This is a genomic window from Streptomyces sp. NPDC054770 (genome assembly GCF_053611985.1).
In genome coordinates this window covers 24,606-44,542 of the sequence record NZ_JBSHBL010000024.1, presented here as the reverse complement: position 1 = coordinate 44,542, position 19,937 = coordinate 24,606, and the positions used below count along the sequence as shown (strand labels likewise).

Genomic DNA, 19,937 nt, shown 5'->3' with positions numbered 1-19,937 from the left:
TGAGCCCATGTCACTCCCGCACGCGATCCTCACCGCCCTGCTCGAAAGACCGTCGTCGGGGCTTGAGCTGACCCGCAGGTTCGACAGGTCGATCGGGTACTTCTGGTCCGCCACGCACCAGCAGATCTATCGCGAGCTCGGAAAACTGGAGGCCGAGGGCTACATCCGCACCCTGCCGGCCGAGCAGCCGGCCCGCGGGCAGAAGAAGAGCTACGAGGTCCTGCCCGCGGGCCGCGCCGAACTGGCCCGCTGGACCGCCGCCTCCCAGGACCCCCGGCCGCTGCGGGACACGCTCCTGCTGCGGCTGCGCGCGGCCGCGGTCGTCGGCACCGACGGCCTCGAAGCCGACCTGCGCCGCCATCTGGAGCTGCACCGGCGGCAGTTGGCCGAGTACGAGGAGATCCAGCGCCGCGACTTCCCACCGGGCAAGGACGCCCCCGAGGACCGGCTGCGGCACCTGGTCCTCCGGGCCGGCATCGACCTGGAGACCTTCTGGACCCAGTGGCTCGGCCACGCCCTGGAGGAGTTCGCCGAACTCCCCGGCCCGTCCTAGAGCCGGTACGGCTTCGAGCGCTTGCGCAGGTACCAGCCCGTGGCGATGACGCCCGAGCCGGCCAGTGCCGCGCCGATGCCCAGCGTGAGCGGGCCGTAGTCGCGGGCGGCGCCGCCCAGGCCGCCCAGCACGCCCCGGGAGGGCGCGGCCGGCGCGGCCGATCTGGTGGTGGAGGAGGTCGTCGGTGCCGTGTTCGCGTTGGCTCCGGACACGATCACCGACTGGGTGCCCGCCGTGCCGCCGTTGGAGCAGACGACGACCACCGTGTAGGTGCCCGGCGACACCCCCGACCAGGCCGCGGACTGGCTCACGGTGGTGCCCGCCAGGGCCACCTGCCGCCCCTGGGCGAAGGCGGTCTGACCGCTGTTGAGCAGCGAGGCGTTGCCCCAGCTGCCGTTGCTCTGGGTGCAGGCGCTGGTGACCACCGAGACCGTGGTGCCGATGGTGCTCACCGAGATCCCCGAGAGCGCGGCGGACGGCCCGGCGAGCCAGGTCGGGAACGCGGCGGCGGCCGCCAGGGTCAGGCCGGAGCGGAGGAGAAGTCGTGTAGTGCGCATGGGCTGTGTCCTCCGGCGGCACGGTTGGCGGAACGTCCCTTGCGCCGCCGAGGGTCGGGAAACGCCCGTGCTGCCACAGGTTCAGCGAAAGGGGCCCCGGCATGTCCCGCACCCGGAGGGCGACCGGGCAGGTGACTTCTTCCCCTGTCCGGCCCAGGCCCGGATGCGTGTCAGGCCCCCGTGGTGACGGTCCGCTCCACCGACCAGCCGCCCCAGGTGCCGTCCGGCAGCCGCGCCCGGAGCCGCACATGGTGCACGACACCATGGTCCCGGCCCACATAGAAGCTGTAGGCCGAGCGGCCCTTCGGTGGGATGCCTCCCCACACCAGGGAGGTGGTCGTACCGCGGTCGAGCAGGATCTGGTACTCCGTGACCACACCGTCCACCCGCGGCGGGTCCCAGGCCAGATCGAGGTAGTAGGCCCCGCTCTCCCGGTGGGTCCTCGCGGTGAACGCGGCCGGCGCGGTGTCCCGGCCGTCGTCGGTGCCCGGCGTGGTGAGCCGCACCGCCGTACTCGCGGGCGAGAGGTTGTCGGCCGCGTCCCGGGCCCGGACGGTGAAGACATAGCGGGTGCCCGGCCGCAGCCCCGTGACCACGGTGGCGGTCTGGTTTCCGCCCACACTGTGGATCTTGGCACCGCCCTGCCAGATGTCGTACGACACCACCGCCCGGTCGTCCTTCGAGGCGCCCCAGGACAGCTGTACCGCACGGCTGCCCACGGCCCGGCCGCCCGGCCGGCCCGGACGGGTCGGCGCCGAGCGGTCCGCCGCGACCATCGCCGGTGTGGTCGCCCGCACCGAGCGGCTGCGCGGCCCGAGACTGCCGTCCCCGCCGCGGGCCCGCACGGAGAACGCATACGCCGTGGACGGCCTGAGCCTGGTCACGTCCACCATGTGCTCGGACCCGGGCACTTCCTCGACCTTCGTGGTGCCGCGATACACCTCGTAGCCGCGGATTCCGGAACCGTCCGGCAGCGCGTTCCACATGACGTGCACGCTGGTGGCGCTGCCGGCCGCCGCGGTGACCCCCGTCGGGGCACCGGGCAGCCGGCCGCTGTCGCCGTCGGCGGCCCCGCCCCAGCCGCAGGACGTCACGAACAGCAGGACGCAGACGACGACGGCAACTCGGCGCACGGTTCCGCCTCTCCGGGACGGCAGCACGGCAATGGTCCGGACCAATCGCATTCAATATGGCCTGCCCGGGATGCGGACATCAAGAGGGCCGTATTGGAGACGACGGGGGAGAGTTACGTATGCTGAGGGCCCTGCGGTCGAACTTCCCTGGAGAGCGGGGGAGTTCGCGCCTGTGGCGCGGAACGCTGTCGTCGCTGATGCCGCGCCGGCACGGGTGGCCGGGGCGCTCTGGGCCGGCACCGGCTCAGCGCCCCGGCCTTCGGCCACCGCTCACGATGTGTCAGTTTCGTTGCGCCGAACGGCCCTGTACGGACTCCATGTGCTGGCCCGGCCGCCGGAGCCGCACCACATTGTTCCGGGTGACTCCATGTCCCCCACGAAAAGGGTCCCTCATCGTGCGTGTCCAGTCGCTGACGCTGGCCGCGGCCGGCGCCGCCCTGCTCGCCCCTGCCGCCCTGCCCGTCCCCGCCGCCTCGTTCGCCGTCCCCGGTGACCGGCACCGGATCACCGCCACCGACCTGCTGGCCCGGGTGCGGGACTGCGCCCAGGTCTCCAGGGGCCGCTACCGCTCCGACGCCGGTACCGCCGCCACCGTCCCCGTGTGCGGCAACCGGCAGGTCGTCTACTGGAAGGCCGACCTCGACATCGACTGCGACGGCCAGGTCACCGCCCACTGCAACCACCACGCCGACCCGGCGTTCTCCGCCGCCACCGCCTACCAGCAGTCCAACGGCCGCCAGCTCAACGCCGAGAAGCTGCCCTACGTCGTCGTACCCGGCCCCAGCGGCCGGTGGAACCACCGGAGGTCGGGTATCCGGGGCGGCGCGGTCGCCGCGGTGATCTACAAGGACCGGGTGCAGTTCGCCGTCGTCGGCGACACCGGGCCGTGCGACATCATCGGGGAGGCCTCGTACGCCACCGCGAAGGCGCTGGGCGTGAACCCCGACCCGCAGGTCGGCGGGGTGCCGTCCGGCGTCACCTACATCGTCTTCAAGGACTCCGCGGTCCAGCCCATCGAGGACCGCGCGGCGGCGGAGGCGGAGGGGGAGCGGCTGGCGGCGCAGTTCGCCGAGGGCGGCTGACCGGGCCGGTCGGCCGCCCTCGGCGGCGGCGGGCCTCGCCCAGGGGTTCTCAGACCTTGCGGTAGGTGTACGCCTCGGCGGCAGCCGCCTCCACCGCGTCCAGGTCGGCCCCGGTGACCGCCGTGACGACCGCGGCGACCGCGCCCTCCACGAACGGGGCGTCGATCAGGCGGGTGCCGTCCGGGAGTTCGTCGCCCTCGGCGAGCAGCGCCTTCACGGTGAGGACCGCGCTGCCGAGGTCGGTGAGGACGGCGACCCCAGCGCCCCGGTCCACGGACGCCGCAGCCGCGGCGATCAGCTCGGCGCTGGTGCCGAGCCCGCCGCCCTCGGTGCCGCCCGCCGGGGCGAGCGGCACCGCCGTGGCGCCGCCCGCCAGCCCCTTGGCCAGCTCCGCGACGGCCGTCGCGACCTCCGCGCTGTGCGACACCAGCACGATCCCGACCAGCTTGTCGTCACTCACCGGCCGCCTCCGCGAGTCCCGCGACCAGCAGCGCCGACGAGGTGGCGCCCGGGTCCTGGTGGCCGATGCTGCGCTCGCCGAGATAGCTCGCCCGGCCCTTGCGGGCCTGCAACGGGATCGTCGCCTCGGCGCCCTGCTCGGCCGCGGTGCGCGCCGCGCCGAAACCCTCGCCGAGCGCGTCGACCGCGGGCACCAGCGCGTCGATCATGGTCTTGTCCCCGGGCGCGGCCCCGCCGAGCGCCATGACCTTGTCCACCCCCGCCCGCAGCGCCTCGGCGAACTGCGCCTCGCTGACCTCGGCCGCGTCGCCGAGCGCCTTGCCTGTGCTGCGCAGCAGCGTGCCGTACAGCGGCCCCGAGGCGCCGCCGACCGTGGAGATCAGCTGACGCCCGGCGAGCGTCAGCACGGCACCCGGGGTGGCGGGCGCATCCTTCTCCAGCACGGCCACCACCGCCTTGAACCCGCGCTGGAGGTTGCTGCCGTGGTCGGCGTCCCCGATGGGGGAGTCGAGGGCGGTGAGCCGCTCCGCCTCGCGGTCGACGGAGGCGGCGGTCGCCGCCATCCAGCGGCGGAAGAAGTCGGCGTCGAGCACTGGATCTCCTTGCGTTGCGGTACGGACGCGGGTCGGTGCTGTCTCTTCCTCACATGCCCCAGCGGAGCGCCGGTGTCTTCACCGGTGCGTCCCACAGCCGCAGCAGCTCCTCGTCGGCCTGGCAGAGCGTGACCGAGGCGCCGGCCATGTCCAGCGAGGTGACGTAGTTGCCGACCAGTGTGCGGGCCACGATCACACCGCGCTCGGCGAGCACCCGCTGAACCTCGGCGTTGAACCCGTACAGCTCGAGGAGCGGGGTCGCACCCATGCCGTTGACCAGGACGAGGACCGGGTTGCGCGGGGGCATGTCCTCCAGGACGGCGTTGACCGCGAAGTCGGCGATCTCGCCGGACGTCATCATGGCGCGCCGCTCCCGGCCCGGCTCGCCGTGGATGCCGATGCCCAACTCCAGCTCGCCGGGCGGCAGATCGAAGGTCGGGGTGCCCTTGGCCGGGGTGGTGACGGCGCTCAGCGCGAAACCGAAGCTGCGGGAGTTCTCGTTCACCTGGCGCCCGACGGCCTCCACCCGCTCCAGCGGCTGCCCCTCGGCGGCGGCCGCGCCGGCGATCTTCTCCACGAACAGGGTGGCGCCGGTGCCGCGCCGGCCCGCGGTGTAGAGGCTGTCGGTGACGGCCACGTCGTCGTTGACGAGCACCTTCGCCACCTGGATGCCCTCGTCCTCGGCGAGTTCCGCGGCCATGTCGAAGTTGAGCACGTCGCCGGTGTAGTTCTTCACGATGAACAGCACGCCGGCCCCGCTGTCCACCGCCGCGGCGGCCCGGGCCATCTGGTCCGGCACCGGGGACGTGAACACCTCGCCGGGGCAGGCGGCCGACAGCATCCCGGGGCCCACGAAGCCGCCGTGCAGCGGCTCGTGCCCGGAGCCGCCGCCCGAGACCAGCGCGACCTGCCCGGCGACGGGGGCGTCCCGTCGTACGATCACCCGGTTCTCCACGTCCACGGTGAGGTCGGGATAGGCCGCCGCCATGCCCCGCAGCGCGTCCGCCACCACGGTCTCGGGAACGTTGATCAGCATCTTCATGCCTGTCTCCTCGGAAGCGTAGCTCTCTGACCGGCGTTTTTCCTGTTCGAGCGAGATGTAACCTGGTATTGATCTTGGCGGTCTCAGGCGCTTGGCGGCGGGTCCCGGCGGTACCGATGCCGACTGAACTGACGGGTCATCAGTTTCTCCGGGGATCCCTTGGGGTGGGTGGGCGGGCGTCCTGCTCATCAGTATCGACCTTGCGGCAGTGAAGGTCATCTGTGCTGCGGCGCTGAAGGGAAACGGCGGGCTGAAGGGAACGGCCGTCTTCTCACTCGCCTCTAACCCTACAAACCGTAGGGTGGGATGTCCTCCTACGAGCTGTAGGAGGTTCCGGCTCCGTGGCGTGTGACGAGGAGAGGTGCGAGATGGCCGACGGCTCGAACGCCACGACGACCGGTGTTCCGCGCACCGGTCTCCCGGTGCGGGCTGTGCGGGCTGTGCGGGCCGTGCGGTCCCGGCGGGTGCGGGGCGAGCCCTGGCTCGGGGCGGTCGCGGTCGCCTTCACGCTCGCCCAGCTGGTCCTCGTGCGGCCGGGTCTGGGTCTCGGCTGGGACGAGACCGTCTATGTCAGCCAGGTCAGCGGGCATGTTCCCGCCGCCTACTTCAGCGCGCCCCGTTCCCGTGGCATCTCGTTCCTGGTCGCCCCGGTCGCGTCGTGGTCCGATTCCACCGTCCTGCTCCGGGTCTACCTGGCCGTTCTCTCCGGCCTGGCCCTCTACCTCGCCGTGCGTGTGTGGCGGGGCCACTTCGGTCCCGGTGTCCTGGCCCTGGCCGGCGGCCTGTTCGCCTCCCTGTGGGTGACGCTGTTCCACGGTCTTCAGGCCATGCCCAACTACTGGGTCGCCATCGGTGCCCTGGCCTGCGCCGGCTGCCTGGGACCTGACGTACGGCAGGGGAGGTAGCCGCCGTGACCACGGCCGACAGCCCGCCGATCACCGGCGGCAGGAGCCTGTACGTCCAGTTGGGCATCACCCTGGTGGTGCTCGCCGCCGCCGGCGCTCTGCTTGCCGCGCACCGGGCGACGCTCGACAGCGGCACCGACCGGCTGGCCGCCGCCGACGGGGAGTGGCTGGTGGTCGCCTGCCTCGCCGCCCTGGCCACCTGGGTGTGCGCGGCCGTGGCGCAGCAGGGGGCGGTGGTCGAACGGCTGCCCAGGGGGCGGCTGGTGGCGGCGCAGTTCGCGGCCGGCGCCGCCAACCACCTTCTTCCGGCGGGGGCCGGAGCGACGCTGGTCAACCTGCGGTTCCTGACCCGATGCGGGCTGTCCACCCGGCGCTCGGCGACCGCGCTGGCGGTGAAGGCGGCCGTCGGCGGAACTGTCCGGTGCGCGCTGGGTGTGGCCCTGCTCCTCGCCTCGCCCGGCACGGTCCGCCTCTCCGCGCGGATCCCGCACGTGCTGGTCCTGCTGCCGGTGGCGGCCGGAGCCGTCGCCGTGGCGGTCGCGATCAGCGGCCGCCTCAGAGGAGAGCTGAGCCGGGCCTTCGCCGACGTACGGGAGGTGCACCGGTGCCGGGCGCGGGCCTGTGCGCTGTGGGGCGGATCGGTCGCGTTCGCTCTGTTGCATGCCGGGGTGATCGTCGCCGTGGTCCATGCGATCGGTCTGGGCCTCCCCGCGAGCCGGGTGGTCATGGCCTACCTGGTCGCCAGCGGCGCGGCGGCGCTGCTGCCCACGCCGGGCGGACTGGGATCGCTGGACGCCGCGCTCGCCCTGGCGCTCACGGCGGCCGGCGCTCCGGGACCGGCGGCGGTCTCGGCGGTCCTCGGCTACCGCCTGCTGACCGGGTGGCTGCCGATGGTCCCCGGCCTGCTGGTCCTGGCGCTGCTGGCCCGCCGCTCGGCCTTGTGAACCGGCGAGGTGTTCGCCGCACCGGGAGGTGCCGTGCGCACGTCCTCAATCCGGCGGGTCAGGTTGCTGCTCCAGCCGGTACCCGTGCCCCCGCAACGTGGTGATGCGGGGCAGCCGGGCCTGCCGCCCGCTCGCCTGTGCCGCCTCGGCAAGTCTGCGGCGCAGGCCCGCCAGCGTCACGTCGAGGGTCTTGGTGGAGCCGAACCAGTTCTCGTCCCACACCTCCGCCATCAGAGTCTCGCGCGAGACCGCCTCGCCGACCCGCTCGGCCAGTACCGCGAGCAGGTCGAACTCCTTGGCCCGCAGCGGGACTTCGACACCGAACAGGGCGCAGCGCCGGGCCGTCACGTCGACGGCCAGATCGCCCAGCCGCACCGGCTCCCGGGCCGGCGCGGCCACCGCGTGCCGCCTGAGATGAGCCCGCAGCCGGGCCAGCAGCACGGTCAGACTGAACGGCTTGACCAGGTAGTCGTCGGCCCCGGCGTCCAGCCCGGCGATGATGTCGATGTCGTCGGTCCGTGCCGTCAGGACGACGATCAACAGGTCGGGGAGGCGGGCGCGCAGCTGCCGGGCGACGTCCAGGCCGTCCATGTCCGGCAGCCCCAGGTCCAGCAGCAGTACCTCGTACGGCGCCCGCCCGGCCTCCGTCAGTGCGCCCGCTCCGGTGCGGCACCACGTCGGCGCGTAGTCGTGGCCGCGCAGGCCGGTTTCCAGGTGGCGGCCGATGGTGTCGTCGTCCTCGACGACGAGGACGCGCAGTCGGCTGCGGTCCGGTACGGCAGGCGTGCGCATGGTCGACAGCCTAGGAGCCGCCGGAGCAGGAGGCCCGTCGTCGGCGCACGCCGAGTTCACAGGTCCCGGAGCTCCTCCACCGCGGGGCGGTGGCTGCCGCGGATGCCGTTGAGGGCCGCGGCGAGGACGGCTGCGACGGCGGTCGCCCCGGTGAGTGCCAGGTAGGCGCCGGGGATCGACAGGACCGCGGGTGGCGGATCGAAGACGCCGGTCAGAACCTTGACCAGCATCTCCGACAGGGCCCAGCCGATCAGGGTGCCTCCGGCCAGGCCGCCGGCGGCCAGCAACAGGGCCTCGGAGAGGACCATGCCGCGCAGGTGGCGCGGTCGCGCGCCGAGGACGCCGGCGATGGCGAACGTGCGGCGGCGTTCGGCGAGTCCGAGGCCGAGGACCAGGCCGCCCGCCCCGGCGGCGAGCAGGACGGCGAAGGCCAGCTCGATGCGGGTGAGGCCGGCCAGGTCGACGGAGGTCAGACTGGTGCCGACGGTGCCGCGGGTCTGGGTGAGGTCGGTGACGGTGGCCCGGGTACCGAGCTGTCGGCGCAGCTGTGCCGCGATCCGCTGCTGGTTCGTGCCATCGGTGTCGAGGAGGAAGGCGCCGGCCGAGTCGTCCCCGGTGGCCCTGGCGATGTAGGAGGCGTTGGCGACGAAGAAGCTGTCCTTGGGGGCGGTGGGGAACTCCTTGGCGATGCCGGCGTAGTGGAAGGGGACGACGCGCAGGGACTTGGTGCGGGCGTCCTGGATGCGCAGGTTGAGGGTGTCGCCGGGGGAGAGCTGGAAGTCGTTCACGGTCTCGACGCTGACGAGGAGGTTGTCCGGGCGCTGGGCGAGGCGGCGCATCAGCCGGTCGGCGGTGCCGCCCGCGAAGTAGGCGTCCTGGAGCGAGGTGGCCCGCGCGATGGTGCCGGGGCGGACGCCGTAGAGGTCCTGGAGGTCGGACCCGACGTAGGCGAAGCGGTGCTGGAGGGGCTCGACGTGCCGTACGCCGGGGATCTTCAGTGCTGCCCCGGCGGTGGGCGGGAGCTGGGCGCCGGGTGGTTCGGTGACGGTGACGTCGGCGCCGTTGGTCAGCCGGGCGTCGACCTCGGCCTGCTGGCGGTAGGTGGCGTTGAAGACTGCGGTGGAGATCGCGAAGGAGACGGCGAGGGCGAGCAGCACCACCGACCGGGCGAACGGGCGGCGGCGCCGGGCCAGGACGGCGGCGGTGGTGCCGGCCAGGGTCGCGGTCAGCGGCCGGACCAGCCGGGCCAGGGCGGGGCGGCCGTGGGCGAGGGCGAGCAGGGTGAGGCGCCACAGCAGCAGGGCCGCGCCGATCCACAGCAGGGCGGGGCCGAGGAACGCCCAGTACGACACGGAGATGCTGGGGACGCCCTCGGGCGCGAGGACGAGTGCGTACTGGTTGCCGGAGGAGGCGCGGAAGACGAGCCAGGAGCCGATCAGCAGGGCGAAGTCCAGGCCGTACCGCATCCACCACGGCGATCGGGAGCATCGTACGTCCTCCTGCCTGCGGGTGTCGGCGACGGTGACCGTGCGCAGGTCCCGCACGGCGGGGAGGAGCACGGCGCCCGCGGCCACCGCGGCTCCGAGGACGAAGGCGACGGCGTACCAGACGGACCAGGTCGCAGCGCTCGCTCCGAAGGAGGCGGTGCCGAAGGCGAGACGGCCGGTGAGGGCGGCGATGCCCAGCCCGGCCAGCCCTCCCGCGAGGCCGATCAGGGCGGCCTCCAGACCGGCGAGTGCGGTGATCTGACGGGGTCGCAGGCCGCGCAGCCGCAGCAGCCCCTGTTCCTGGCGGCGCCGTTCGCCGCCGGCCGAGGCGACCGCCGCCGTCAGCGTGGCGGCCAGCACCGCGCCCGGCACCCCGAGGAAGAGGAAGAGGATCTGGGCGTACAGGGCGTCCTGGCGGGCCGAGTCGAGAGCCGCGCCGACGTTGTCGCCGACCAGGGCGGTGCCCGAGGAGCGGGCTTCGAGGTGGTGGGCGGCGCCGGTGACGGCGGAGTACGCCGAGGCCGGGTCGGAGGGCAGCCGGGCGTTGTCGCGAGCGGTGTGGATCTGGGTGGTGACACCGGTGGCGCCGCGGGTGAGGTCGGCGAACCGGGCGGCGGGCAGCAGGACGACGTTGTCCGGGGGCGCCGTCGGCTGGGACTGGCTGGGGGCGCCGACGGTCTGGAAGAGGGAGTCGGCCTGGGGCAGGTCGACCACACCGTCCACCTTCACCTGGCGCGGACCGGCACCGGGGAACCGGACACCGATGGTGTCGCCGGGGGCCGCGTGCAGGTTGGAGGCGGTCTGCTGGGCCAGCAGGACACCGGTGGACGAGCCGGAGAGCGTGCGGACGGCGTCGGGGAAGCGGGCACGGTAGCCGTCGGGCAGGCCGAGGGCCATGCCCGGGCCGGTGGTCTGGGTGCTTCCCTGCACCCGAGCGGTGAAGCCGCCGGTGTGCGCGAAGCCGACGGGCAGCGCGGCGCGGGTGCCCGGGGTCCCGGCCACCAGGGACAGGATCGTGTGCGGGTCGGCCCCGGGCTGCACCTGGACCTGCCAGTCCACGGCGACCGAGCGCACGGCGCGCTGGGTCATGGTCGCCTTCGACGCGGTGAGGAAGGAGCCGAGCGCGGCGACCAGGGCGACCGCCAGCGCGATGCCGGTCAGGGCGGCCAGGAGCCGTCCGGCGCGGTGGCGGGCCAGGCCGCGGGCCCAGGCGGCGATCATGGCATCTCCTCCGCGGTCGGCAGGGTTCCGGTGCGGCGCCGGAGCGGTCCCCGCGCCCGGGCGGTGGTCACGGAACCTCCTCGGGTGCGAGCAGCCGCCCGTCGCGCATGCCGCGGCGGACGGTGAGCCGGGCGGCGACGGCCGGGTCGTGGGTCGTGACGACGAGTGCCGCGCCGGTGTGATCGGCGGCCGTCAGCAGGGCGTCCAGGACGCGGGCGCCGGTGGCGTGGTCGAGGCGGCCGGTGGGTTCGTCGGCCAGGATCAGGCGGGGCGCCTGGGCCAGGACCCGGGCGGCGGCCACCCGCTGCGCCTGGCCGCCGGAGATCTCCTCCGGGAGCCGGTCGGCCAGGTCGGCGGCGTCCACCAGGGCGAGTGCCGCGAGCGCGCACCGTCGCGCCTCGCCCTCCGGACGATCGGCGAGGACCAGGGGCAGAGCGGTGTTCTCCGCCACGTCCAGGGCCGGGATCAGGCTGTCGCCCTGGAACACCAGGCCGATGTCGTACGGCCCGAGCGAGGCGGCCCGGGTGACGGTCCCGCCGGTGGGCTGTTCGAGTCCGGCGAGCAGGTGCAGCAGCGAGCTCTTGCCCGACCCCGAGGGGCCGACGACCGCGAGCCGGTCCCCGGCCCGGATCTCCAGGTCGGCCCCGTGCACGGCCACGACCGCCTGAGGTCCCCGACCGAAGGTCAGGGCCGCGTCCGCGCAGCTGACGAGCACCTCATCCGACGGCATCGGACGCCTCCTCGCGATCCGGCCGCGGGGCCTCGGTGGCCTTCCCGTCCGTCAGGGTGATCACCCGGTCCGCGATGCGGACGGCTTCCCGGCTGTGCGTGACGATCAGCACCGCGCACCCCTCCGCGGCCCGCTCCCGCAGCATCGACAGCACCAACCGCTCGGTCTCGCCGTCCAGTTCGCCGGTCGGTTCGTCGGCGAGCAGCACGGCGGGCGCGTTGGCCAGCGCCACGGCGAGCCCGGCCCGCGCCAGCTCGCCGCCGGACAGCTCGCGCGGCAGGGCGTGCGCCCGGTCGGCCAGCCCCACCCGGGCCAGCAGTTCCCCGGCCGGGACGGGGGCCCTGCGGCCCCGCGCCCGCTGCGGCAGACGGACGTTGTCCCGCACGCTCAGGTGCGGCAGCAGGTTGCGGGACTGCAACAGGACGCCGATGTGCCGGGCCCGCAACCGGGCCCGCTCGGTCTCGGGCCGGTGGCTGATCCGCACGCCGTCGACGCGGACCTCGCCGCCGGAGGGCTCGTCGAGTCCGGCCAGGCACGCCAGCAGCGTCGACTTGCCGGCCCCGGACGGACCCACGACCGCGACCGTCTCACCGTGCCGCACCTTCAAGGACACCCCGCGCAGCGCGAGCGTCTCCTCCTCCCCGGCCCGGTAGAAGCGGTACAGCTCGCGGGCCGTGAGGACGACGTCGGCGGCGGCGCCCCCCGTCTGTGTGCCGTCGGACATGACGCACTCACCGCCAGGCGAAGGAGTCGCTGACGATGCGCCACGGGTCGACGTTGTCGGCCTTGACCGGCCCCGACAGGGTCAGGGCCACCTCGTGTCCCGCGCGGTAGAACGCGTACCGCTCGAAAGCGTCCCGCACCACCTTGCCGGTGACCGGGTCCCTCGCCGAGTCGCCCTGATAGGTCAGCAGGACCACGCGGCCGGCGTGCCGGGTCACCTCACTCACCTTGGGCGAGGAGAACTTCGCGACCTGGGAGCGGAGTTGGGGTACGACCGTGTTGGTGACCGAGCCGACCGTGGGCGCGCCGGAGGCGGAAGCGGCGGTGATCGTCACGGTGTTGAGCTTGTCGGTGAACGCGGTGGTGCCGCCCTGGCCGGTGCGGGCCCAGCCCTCGGGCACCTTCAGGGTGAAGCCGGTGAAGGAACCGCCGGCCGGCCGGTAGGGGACGTACACCTGGTTGTCGGGGATGTCGCCGGGCGGGTTGGAATCGCTGGGCGCCGGCTGGTTCCGGCCGCTCACGGTCGTCGACCCGGAAGCCGGGCCACCGGAGCCGGCGTGCGACCCGGAGCCGGAACAGCCGGCGGTCACCGCCGCCACGAGGGCCAGCCCGACGCCCGCGTACGTCCTTGTGTGTGCTGCCATGGCCACTGCCCTCCAGAGGAGCCTCGGACCGGACGGTCATGGCACCGACGCTAGGAAGCGGCCGGTTAACGCCCCGCCCGCCGAGGGTTAGACGACGGCAAAAGCGTGTGGCGCAGCGCATCCGCCCAGGTGAGCGGCCCGCATCATGAGGGCATGAGACAGCGCGTGGTGCGAGTCGCCCTGACCGCCGCTCTGGTCGCCGTCGTCCTCCTCGCCGTCCCGCTGGCCCTGGCGATCAGGTCGTCCCTGTACGCCGACCAGCGCGACACCCTGGAACGGTCGGCCCTGGCCGCGGCCGTACGGGTGAGTCCGGACTTCGTGACCGGCGACCCGGTGGAACTGCCCGCACCCCCGGCCGGCGGGCGGCTGGGCCTGTACGACTCTCGACTGCGCCTGCGCGCGGGCAGCGGCCCGCGGCCCGGAGACATCCCGGTCCGGCAGGCCCTGGGCGGTGCGGCGGTACGGGGCCGGGCGGGGGCCGACCTGGTGGTGGCCGTGCCCGTCTCCCACGCCGAGAAGGTGATCGGCGTCGTACGGGCTTCCACCCCCGCCGACGCCGTACGCGACCGGGTGGTCGCCGCCTGGACGCTGCTGCTCGGCGTGGCCGTGATCGCGCTGGTCGTCGCCGTCCTCGTCGCCCGCCGCCAGGCCCGGGCGCTGGCCGCGCCGCTGGAGGACCTCTCCCGGCACTGCCGGGCGGTGACCGAGGGCGACCTGACCGCACGGGCCGCCCCGAGCAGCGTCGCCGAGATCGACCAGGTCGCCCGCACGCACAACGAGATGCTGCACAGCCTCGCCGAACTCCTGCGCCGTGAACGTGACTTCACCGCCAACGCCTCCCACCAGCTGCGCACCCCGCTCACCGGCCTGCAGCTCACCCTGGAAGCGGGCCTCGCCCAGGACGACGACGCCCGGCTGCGGCCCGTACTGGCCGAGGCGCTGGCCACCACCGAGCGCCTGCATCACACGGTGGAGGAGGTGCTGCGCCTGTCCCGCTCCGGTAAGACGGCTCGCCCCACGGCCGGGACGATCGGCGTACGACAGCTGCTGCGGGAGACGGAGGAGCGGTGGCACGGCCTCTTCGCCCAGGACGGCAGGCGTCTGGAGTGCGCCGGCGAGGACGCGCCTGCCGACGTCCGTGTTCCGGGCGCGTCCGTGTCGGAGGTGCTCGGCATCCTGCTGGACAACGCCCGGGTGCACGGGCGCGGCACGGTCCGGGTGGCGGTGCGGGACCTGGAGGACGCCCTCGCGCTCGACGTGAGCGACGAGGGTGCCGTGACGGGCGAGCCGTCCCGGCTCTTCGACCGCGGCCGTACCGGGAACGGGCACGGAACGGGCATCGGCCTGGCCCTCGCCCGCGACCTGGCCGTCTCCCTCGGCGGCAGGCTCTCCCTGACCAGCCGCCACCCCGCCACGTTCACCCTGCTCCTTCCTGTCGGCCACGACGGGACACAAGGGGCGGGGACAGGTGGGTGAGCATCCCGCGGGGCCACCCCGGTGGCCGGCACCGGAGCGGCCCCGTGTCCGGCGGGGATCAGCCGGTCGGTCCTGCCGGGGTCGTGGTGGTCTTGAACCCCTCGGTCTTGTCGGCCTGGAGAGCGAACTCGTTGGTGAACGTCTTACTGAGGTCCACCGAACCCTTCACATTGCCGACCAGCTGCTCCGTCGCCAGAGAGGTCTTCGGACCGCCGGCCGGCATGATGCCGTCCGGGAGGAACTGGCCCTTGTCCTCGGTCAGAGCGCTGATGTAGTCGGCCTTGGTCACCAGCTGGTTCGAGACGAACGACGCCGGCAGTTTGTTCGCGATGTCGGCCGCGCTGTGCGTGTTGATCCAGTGCATGGTGGCGACCAGCGCGTCGACGACCTTCTGCACCGTGTCCTTGTGCGCGTTCACCCAGTCGGTGCGGGCGAGCACACTGGCCGCGGGGTAGGCGCCGCCCATCGCCGCTGTGGCGCCCTGCGTGGTGGCCAGGTCGATCGCGGAGGTGCCGACACCCTTCTTCTGGATCGCGGCGACCGTCGGCTGCGTCGTCATCACGCAGTCGACCTTGCCGTTCTGCAGGGCGGCGATGGCCGTGGAGCCCGCGCCGACCCCGATCCGGTGGAACTGACTCGTCTTGACGCCCTTCTTGGCGGCCAGGAACTGGGTGAGCGTGTCGGTGCCCGAGCCCAGGTCGGTGACGCCCAGGGTCTTGCCCTTGAAGTCGGCGCCCGAGGCGACGCCCGACTTCCTGGTGCACATCTCCCGCTCGCCCGGTGCGCCGGAGAGCTGGACGACGTCCTCCACCGCCTTGCCCTTGGCCTGGAACTCGATCGTGTGGTTGTACCAGGCACCCGCCATGTCCACCTGCCCCGAGGCCATGGCCTCCTCCGCGCCGACACCGCCGTCCTGCTCCGTGCTGAGCTGGACGTCGACGCCGTACTTCTTGTAGAAGCCGAGGTTCTGGGCGAGCTGGTAGGGCAGGTAGATCTGCTTGTCGATACCGCCGACCATGAGCTTGACCGTCGGTGTGCCGCCGGAGCCGCTGGTCGCGGTGGTGCTGCCGGAGTTGCCGGAACAGGCGCTGACCGCGCCGAGGGCGAGAACGGTGAGGAGAGACGCGGCGACGGTGGCGGGTCGTCTGGACATGGCTGGCCACATTCCTTTTCTGAGGTCGAACAGGGAAGAGCGAGGGAGGGGAGGGGGCGGGTCAGAGGGCGTTCGACGCCTCGGACGGGGCCGGCGGACGCCAGGACAGCAGCCGGCGTTCGAGCTTGCCGATCACCCACTCGGCACCGAGCACGATGACCGAGATGACGAGCATCGTGGCGAACACGCCGTTGGGGTCGAAGTTGTTCTGCGCGGTCTTGATGACCAGGCCCAGGCCGCTCTGCGCGCCGAGCACCTCCCCGACGAGCGCGCCGACGATGGCGAAGCCGAAGGCGCTGTGCAGGCTGGCGATGATCCACGTGAGCGCGGAGGGCACGGTGACATGCCGGATGATCTGCAGCTGTGAGGCGCCGAGCACCCTGGCGTTGGCGAGGATGTTGCGGTCGACCTCGCGCACGCCCTGGAAGGCGTTGAAGAAGACGATGAAGAACACCAGCACCGCGGCGAGCAGGATCTTCGGCAGCACGCCGATGCCGAACGCGACGATGAAGATCGAGCCGAGGACGATCCGCGGGATCGCGTTGACCATCTTGATGTAGGGGCCGAGGACGTCCGCGAGGAAGCGGCTCTGGCCCAGCGCGACACCGAAGACCACGCCGGCGACGGCCCCGACGGCGAAGCCGACGAGTGCCTCCTGGATCGTCGTCCAGATGTTCGCGTAGAAGGACCCGAACTCGGTGCCGTGCCGGAAGAGGTCGGCCAGCCGCCTGGCGATGCCCGAGGGCTGCCCGAAGAAGAACGGGTCGACGATCCCCCAGGTGGTGAACGCCTGCCAGCCACCGAGGACGAGCACCGCGAGACCGATGCGGCCCGCCCACACCAGGGCGATGCGGCGCCGGCGGGCGCGCTTGGCGGCCGCCCCGGCCGAGAGCGGTGCGCCGCCCCTGACGGGAGCGGGGGAAACAGCGGACGTCGTGCTCATGCCGTACCTCCTGCGGTGCGTGCGTAGGCGCGCTCCACCTCCTCGCGCAGCGAGTCCCAGATCCGGTGCTGAAGTTCGATGAAGCGGGGCTGGAAGCGGATCTCCTGGACCGAGCCGCGCGGGCGCGGCAGATCGATGTCGAAGACCGCCTTGACCGACCCGGGGCTGGACGTCATGACGACGACCCGGTCGGCGAGCGCCACGGCCTCGTCGAGGTCGTGGGTGATGAATATGACCGAAGGCCGGATCTGCTCCCACAGGCCGAGCAGTTCGGTGGACATGATCGCCTTGGTCTGCACGTCCAGGGCACCGAACGGCTCGTCCATGATCAGGATCCGGGGTTCGTTGATCAGCGCCGCGGCCATCGCCACGCGCTTGCGCATACCGCCGGAGAGCTGGTGCGGATAGCGGTCCTCGAACCCCGCGAGGCCCACCCGGCGCAGCCAGTCGCGCGCCGAGACCTGGGCCTGCCGCTTGGGCACCCCACGGAAGACGGGGCCCATCAAGACGTTGCCGAGCACGGTCTTCCAGGGCAGTAGCGCGTCGGCCTGGAACATGAAGCTGACGCCGTCGGTGACGCCGTCCACCTCACGGCCGCCGACCCTGACCGAGCCCTCGCTGGGCCGGTCGAGCCCGGACACCATGCCCAGCGTCGTGGACTTGCCGCAGCCGGTCGGGCCCACCACCGCGCAGAACTGGCCGGGCTCCACGGTGAACGAAACGTCCCGCAGTGCCGTGAACACCTCACCGGCAGGGGTCAGAAAACGTTTGGTGAGCCCGGAGATCTCGACTCGCGCGCTGTCCTGGCCGGTCCTGTCGGCGACCGGACTCACCGCGGCATCGTTTCGCGAAGCCATCTGAGGCCGTCTCCTTCCTAACCTCGGGGGTCGAACCTCGGGGGTCGAGGAAGGCAGACGCTAGAGGCCGCCGGGTGTTACGTCGCTGTTTCATCCGTATCCCGCGTTAGCCGTGTAAGCCGGAGTTCTGCTCGTTCTGCTCAGCGATCCGGGGGTGGGCAGAAGGCCGAGGGCGGGGGCACAATCGCGCCACCACGGGTACGGCACAGGGGCCGAGCCCGGCAGCCGTACGACAGGCGAGAGACGCGAGGGACACCGTTGAAACCCATCCGTATCCCGGTCGGCCGTGGCGGGAAGGGGCGGCTCTCCGCGCGGATTCTGGCCAACCAGCTGGCCATCCTGGCGCTGACCGGGCTGATCGGCTTCGTGCTGTTCGCCTTCGCGCAGCGGGGCGAGATCGACCGTGCCTACGAGCAGCGGGCGCTCGACATCGCGCAGACCACGGCCGCCGAACCGCAGATCCGGCACGCCATGGAGTACGGGGGCGGCGGCGACGTGGTGCAGACCGTGGCCGAACGGATCCGCAAGGCGTCGGGGGCGTCGTACGTGGTCGTGCTCGACCTGCGCGGCATCCGCCACTCCCACCCCGACCCGACGCTGATCGGCGACCCGACGGGCGATCCGATCGTGGTGCTGGACGGCAGGCCCCACGTCGGTACCGACCAGGGCGCGACCGGGCGTTCCGCCAACGGCAAGGCTCCGCTGTACGGGCCCACCGGCAAGCTGGTCGGCGAGGTGTCCGCGGGCATCCCGGAGCACTATGTGCTGGGCGAGCTGTGGCGCGAGCTGCCGACCTTCGGCCTGTACAGCGCCATCGCTGTCGCGCTCGGCTCGGCTGCCGCGTTCCTGCTGGCCGGACGGCTCAAGCGGACGACGTTCGGGCTGGAACTGGAGGAGATCGCCGGGTTGCTGCAGGACCGGGAGGCGATGCTGCACGGCATCCGTGAGGGAGTTGTCGCCTTCGACCCCGGCGGCAGGATCACGGTCGTCAACGACGAGGCCCGCGACCTGCTCGGCCTCGGCACCGCCCTCGGCAGCACGCTGGCGGAGGTGCTGCCGGACGGGCGGCTGCGCCGCGCCCTGGACGGCACCCTGACCGGCAGCGACGTCAGCGTGCTCACCGACGACCACTGCCTGGTCGTCAACCGGATGCCGGTGGCCCTGCACGGCCGTGAACTGGGCGCCGTGGTCACCGTGCGCGACCGCACCGAGCTCATCGGGCTGCTGCGCGAACTGGACTCGGTGCGCGGGCTCACCGACGCGCTGCGCGCCCAGCAGCACGAGTTCACCAACCGGATGCACACGGTGGCCGGGCTGCTGGACATCGGCGATCACGACGCCGCCTACGAGTTCGCCGTCGAGACGGCCGGCGCCGAGCAGGCGCTGACCGAGTCCGTACGGGAACGGATCGGCAACCCGCTGCTCGTGGGACTGATCGTCGCCAAGATCACGGTGGCCGCGGAACGCGGGGTACGGATCGTCCTCAGCGACGATTCCGCGCTGGGCGAGGACCCGCCGCATCTGCGTCGGCTGCTGACCATCGTCGGCAACCTCCTGGACAACGCGATCGACGCGTCGGCGATCGGACCGGCGCGGCCGGGCGGCTGTGCGGTGCGGCTGTCGTTGATCGAGGCCGTCGACGCGGTGCGGGTGGAGGTGGCCGACACCGGGCCGGGCATCACTCCGGGCACCGCTGAGTCGATCTTCGAGGACGGCTGGTCGACCCGCCCGGACCGCGGCACCGCGCGGCGCGGTCTCGGACTCGCCCTCGTCCACCGGCTGGCGCAGCGGCACGGCGGCACGATCACGGTCAGCGAGGGGCCTGGTGCGGTCTTCACCGTGACGTTGCCCGTGCCCGACACCGCCCCGGCGCCGCTGGGCGCTCTGTTCACCACGGCTCCGCCGGTGCCGGTCGGCGCGCCGGACGGCATCGCAGGAGGTGACCGCTGGTGATCCGGACCCTGGTGGTGGACGACGACTTCCGGGTCAGCCGCATCCACTGCGACTACGCGTCCCGAGTCAAGGGCTTCGAGGTGGTCGGCCAGGCGGCGACCGTGGACGCGGCGCTCGGCGCGGTGCGCACCCTCCAGCCGGACCTGCTGCTGCTGGACATCTTCCTGCCGGACGGCAGCGGGCTCGACGTGCTGCGCCGGCTGAGCGGGGACGAGGGCGGCGACCGCCCCGACGCCATCATGATCACCGCCGACCGGGACATCACGTCGGTGCGGATCGCGATGAAACTCGGCGCCGTCGGCTACCTGGTCAAACCCTTCGGCGCGCCCGACCTCGCCGAACGACTCACCGCCTACCGCGAGCTCCAGCACCGCATGGACGCCCTCGGTACGGTCCCGGAGACCCACCAGGCCGATGTGGACGCCCTGTTCAGCGCCGCCCGCCCGCCGGCCGTGCCCCGCGTCCCCGCCAAGGGCCACTCCGCCCCGACGCTGGCCCTGCTGCACCAGACCCTGCGCACCGCCCACGACGCCCTGTCGGCAGCGGAGGCCGCCGAACGCACCGGGGTCTCCCGTGCCACCGCTCAGCGCTATCTGTCCTACCTCGTCAAGGAGGGCATGGTCCGGCTCGAACTGCGTTACGGAGCCACCGGACGCCCCGAGCACCGTTACCGCGCCGCGCACTGATCCG

At 73.0% G+C, this 19,937-nt stretch carries 19 protein-coding genes and 1 pseudogene; 7 read left to right on the top strand and 13 right to left on the bottom strand.

Annotated elements, in window-relative coordinates; genetic code table 11:
• Positions 1-7: 7 nt before the first annotated feature.
• The gene (locus tag ACWGKQ_RS21870; RefSeq protein ID WP_453293604.1) at positions 8-553 is read left to right on the top strand and encodes a PadR family transcriptional regulator; all 546 of its coding nucleotides are present in this window, start codon (positions 8-10) and stop codon (positions 551-553) included.
• Here ACWGKQ_RS21870 and ACWGKQ_RS21865 read toward each other — a convergent pair.
• Positions 550-1,110 (bottom strand): hypothetical protein, encoded by a 561-nt coding sequence (locus ACWGKQ_RS21865; protein ID WP_453293603.1) that lies wholly within the window; start codon positions 1,108-1,110, stop codon positions 550-552. The two genes, ACWGKQ_RS21870 and ACWGKQ_RS21865, sit on opposite strands and share 4 nt — an antisense overlap.
• Before the next feature lie 170 nt (positions 1,111-1,280).
• The gene (locus ACWGKQ_RS21860) at positions 1,281-2,243 is read right to left on the bottom strand and encodes a fibronectin type III domain-containing protein (protein WP_453293602.1); all 963 of its coding nucleotides are present in this window, start codon (positions 2,241-2,243) and stop codon (positions 1,281-1,283) included.
• Between the two features lie 395 nt (positions 2,244-2,638).
• Here ACWGKQ_RS21860 and ACWGKQ_RS21855 point away from each other — a divergent pair, with 395 nt between their 5' ends.
• Positions 2,639-3,325 carry a glycoside hydrolase family 75 protein gene (locus tag ACWGKQ_RS21855; RefSeq protein ID WP_453293601.1) on the top strand — a complete coding sequence of 229 codons (687 nt, stop codon included), beginning with the start codon at positions 2,639-2,641 and terminating at the stop codon, positions 3,323-3,325.
• A 49-nt stretch (positions 3,326-3,374) separates the two neighbouring features.
• Here the strand turns inward: ACWGKQ_RS21855 and ACWGKQ_RS21850 are convergent, their stop codons facing one another.
• Genes ACWGKQ_RS21850 through dhaK form a run of 3 tightly spaced genes read right to left on the bottom strand, consistent with a single transcriptional unit; the run spans position 3,375 to position 5,419 of the window.
• A complete protein-coding gene (locus tag ACWGKQ_RS21850; RefSeq protein WP_453293600.1) occupies positions 3,375-3,785 on the bottom strand; it encodes a PTS-dependent dihydroxyacetone kinase phosphotransferase subunit DhaM in 411 nt (136 codons plus the stop codon).
• On the bottom strand, positions 3,778-4,377 hold the full coding sequence (gene dhaL / locus ACWGKQ_RS21845; protein WP_453293599.1) for a dihydroxyacetone kinase subunit DhaL: 600 nt from the start codon (positions 4,375-4,377) through the stop codon (positions 3,778-3,780). The genes ACWGKQ_RS21850 and dhaL overlap by 8 nt, the downstream gene beginning before the upstream one ends.
• Positions 4,378-4,426: 49 nt before the next feature.
• Positions 4,427-5,419 (bottom strand): dihydroxyacetone kinase subunit DhaK, encoded by a 993-nt coding sequence (gene dhaK / locus ACWGKQ_RS21840; protein ID WP_453293598.1) that lies wholly within the window; start codon positions 5,417-5,419, stop codon positions 4,427-4,429.
• A 368-nt stretch (positions 5,420-5,787) separates the two neighbouring features.
• On the opposite strand from dhaK, the pseudogene ACWGKQ_RS21835 reads away from it, so the two are divergent.
• Positions 5,788-6,294, top strand: a pseudogene (locus ACWGKQ_RS21835) (hypothetical protein); the annotation flags it as partial.
• A gap of 35 nt (positions 6,295-6,329) precedes the next feature.
• Positions 6,330-7,268 (top strand): lysylphosphatidylglycerol synthase transmembrane domain-containing protein, encoded by a 939-nt coding sequence (locus ACWGKQ_RS21830; RefSeq protein ID WP_453293597.1) that lies wholly within the window; start codon positions 6,330-6,332, stop codon positions 7,266-7,268.
• A 45-nt stretch (positions 7,269-7,313) separates the two neighbouring features.
• Here the strand turns inward: ACWGKQ_RS21830 and ACWGKQ_RS21825 are convergent, their stop codons facing one another.
• The 5 genes from ACWGKQ_RS21825 to ACWGKQ_RS21805 all read right to left on the bottom strand — a co-directional run bounded on the left by ACWGKQ_RS21825 (position 7,314) and on the right by ACWGKQ_RS21805 (position 12,865).
• On the bottom strand, positions 7,314-8,060 hold the full coding sequence (locus ACWGKQ_RS21825; protein WP_453293596.1) for a response regulator transcription factor: 747 nt from the start codon (positions 8,058-8,060) through the stop codon (positions 7,314-7,316).
• A 56-nt stretch (positions 8,061-8,116) separates the two neighbouring features.
• Positions 8,117-10,768: an FtsX-like permease family protein gene (locus tag ACWGKQ_RS21820; protein WP_453293595.1), complete on the bottom strand. Its 2,652-nt coding sequence runs from the start codon at positions 10,766-10,768 to the stop codon at positions 8,117-8,119.
• A 67-nt stretch (positions 10,769-10,835) separates the two neighbouring features.
• Positions 10,836-11,498, bottom strand: coding sequence for an ABC transporter ATP-binding protein (locus tag ACWGKQ_RS21815; protein WP_453293594.1), 663 nt, complete (start codon positions 11,496-11,498; stop codon positions 10,836-10,838).
• Positions 11,485-12,222, bottom strand: a complete 738-nt coding sequence (locus ACWGKQ_RS21810) for an ABC transporter ATP-binding protein (protein ID WP_453293593.1) — start codon at positions 12,220-12,222, stop codon at positions 11,485-11,487. The genes ACWGKQ_RS21815 and ACWGKQ_RS21810 overlap by 14 nt, the downstream gene beginning before the upstream one ends.
• Positions 12,223-12,229: 7 nt before the next feature.
• Complete coding sequence (locus ACWGKQ_RS21805; RefSeq protein WP_453293592.1) at positions 12,230-12,865, bottom strand: hypothetical protein; 636 nt, start codon at positions 12,863-12,865, stop codon at positions 12,230-12,232.
• 153 nt (positions 12,866-13,018) lie between these two features.
• Between ACWGKQ_RS21805 and ACWGKQ_RS21800 the strand changes: the two genes are divergently transcribed.
• Positions 13,019-14,341 (top strand): HAMP domain-containing sensor histidine kinase, encoded by a 1,323-nt coding sequence (locus ACWGKQ_RS21800; RefSeq protein WP_453293591.1) that lies wholly within the window; start codon positions 13,019-13,021, stop codon positions 14,339-14,341.
• 58 nt (positions 14,342-14,399) lie between these two features.
• Here the strand turns inward: ACWGKQ_RS21800 and ACWGKQ_RS21795 are convergent, their stop codons facing one another.
• The 3 genes from ACWGKQ_RS21795 to ACWGKQ_RS21785 form a co-directional block, all read right to left on the bottom strand.
• Positions 14,400-15,494 carry an ABC transporter substrate-binding protein gene (locus ACWGKQ_RS21795; protein ID WP_453293590.1) on the bottom strand — a complete coding sequence of 365 codons (1,095 nt, stop codon included), beginning with the start codon at positions 15,492-15,494 and terminating at the stop codon, positions 14,400-14,402.
• A gap of 61 nt (positions 15,495-15,555) precedes the next feature.
• A complete protein-coding gene (locus tag ACWGKQ_RS21790; RefSeq protein WP_453293589.1) occupies positions 15,556-16,437 on the bottom strand; it encodes an ABC transporter permease in 882 nt (293 codons plus the stop codon).
• A complete protein-coding gene (locus tag ACWGKQ_RS21785) occupies positions 16,434-17,294 on the bottom strand; it encodes an ABC transporter ATP-binding protein (RefSeq protein WP_453293588.1) in 861 nt (286 codons plus the stop codon). Before ACWGKQ_RS21785 ends, ACWGKQ_RS21790 begins: the two co-directional genes overlap by 4 nt.
• Positions 17,295-17,552: 258 nt before the next feature.
• On the opposite strand from ACWGKQ_RS21785, the gene ACWGKQ_RS21780 reads away from it, so the two are divergent.
• Positions 17,553-19,247 (top strand): ATP-binding protein, encoded by a 1,695-nt coding sequence (locus ACWGKQ_RS21780; protein WP_453293587.1) that lies wholly within the window; start codon positions 17,553-17,555, stop codon positions 19,245-19,247.
• On the top strand, positions 19,244-19,933 hold the full coding sequence (locus ACWGKQ_RS21775) for a response regulator (RefSeq protein ID WP_453293586.1): 690 nt from the start codon (positions 19,244-19,246) through the stop codon (positions 19,931-19,933). The genes ACWGKQ_RS21780 and ACWGKQ_RS21775 overlap by 4 nt, the downstream gene beginning before the upstream one ends.
• The last annotated feature ends 4 nt before the right edge of the window (positions 19,934-19,937 follow it).

Excerpts from the sequence above, each read along its gene's own strand:
- ACWGKQ_RS21870 (WP_453293604.1), top strand. The coding sequence starts at position 8 with ATGTCACTCCCGCACGCGATCCTCACCGCCCTGCTCGAAAGACCGTCG.
- ACWGKQ_RS21865 (WP_453293603.1), bottom strand. The coding sequence starts at position 1,110 with ATGCGCACTACACGACTTCTCCTCCGCTCCGGCCTGACCCTGGCGGCC.
- dhaK (WP_453293598.1), bottom strand. The coding sequence starts at position 5,419 with ATGAAGATGCTGATCAACGTTCCCGAGACCGTGGTGGCGGACGCGCTG.
- ACWGKQ_RS21825 (WP_453293596.1), bottom strand. The coding sequence starts at position 8,060 with ATGCGCACGCCTGCCGTACCGGACCGCAGCCGACTGCGCGTCCTCGTC.
- ACWGKQ_RS21820 (WP_453293595.1), bottom strand. The coding sequence starts at position 10,768 with ATGATCGCCGCCTGGGCCCGCGGCCTGGCCCGCCACCGCGCCGGACGG.
- ACWGKQ_RS21815 (WP_453293594.1), bottom strand. The coding sequence starts at position 11,498 with ATGCCGTCGGATGAGGTGCTCGTCAGCTGCGCGGACGCGGCCCTGACC.
- ACWGKQ_RS21810 (WP_453293593.1), bottom strand. The coding sequence starts at position 12,222 with ATGTCCGACGGCACACAGACGGGGGGCGCCGCCGCCGACGTCGTCCTC.
- ACWGKQ_RS21805 (WP_453293592.1), bottom strand. The coding sequence starts at position 12,865 with ATGGCAGCACACACAAGGACGTACGCGGGCGTCGGGCTGGCCCTCGTG.
- ACWGKQ_RS21800 (WP_453293591.1), top strand. The coding sequence starts at position 13,019 with ATGAGACAGCGCGTGGTGCGAGTCGCCCTGACCGCCGCTCTGGTCGCC.
- ACWGKQ_RS21795 (WP_453293590.1), bottom strand. The coding sequence starts at position 15,494 with ATGTCCAGACGACCCGCCACCGTCGCCGCGTCTCTCCTCACCGTTCTC.
- ACWGKQ_RS21790 (WP_453293589.1), bottom strand. The coding sequence starts at position 16,437 with ATGAGCACGACGTCCGCTGTTTCCCCCGCTCCCGTCAGGGGCGGCGCA.
- ACWGKQ_RS21785 (WP_453293588.1), bottom strand. The coding sequence starts at position 17,294 with ATGGCTTCGCGAAACGATGCCGCGGTGAGTCCGGTCGCCGACAGGACC.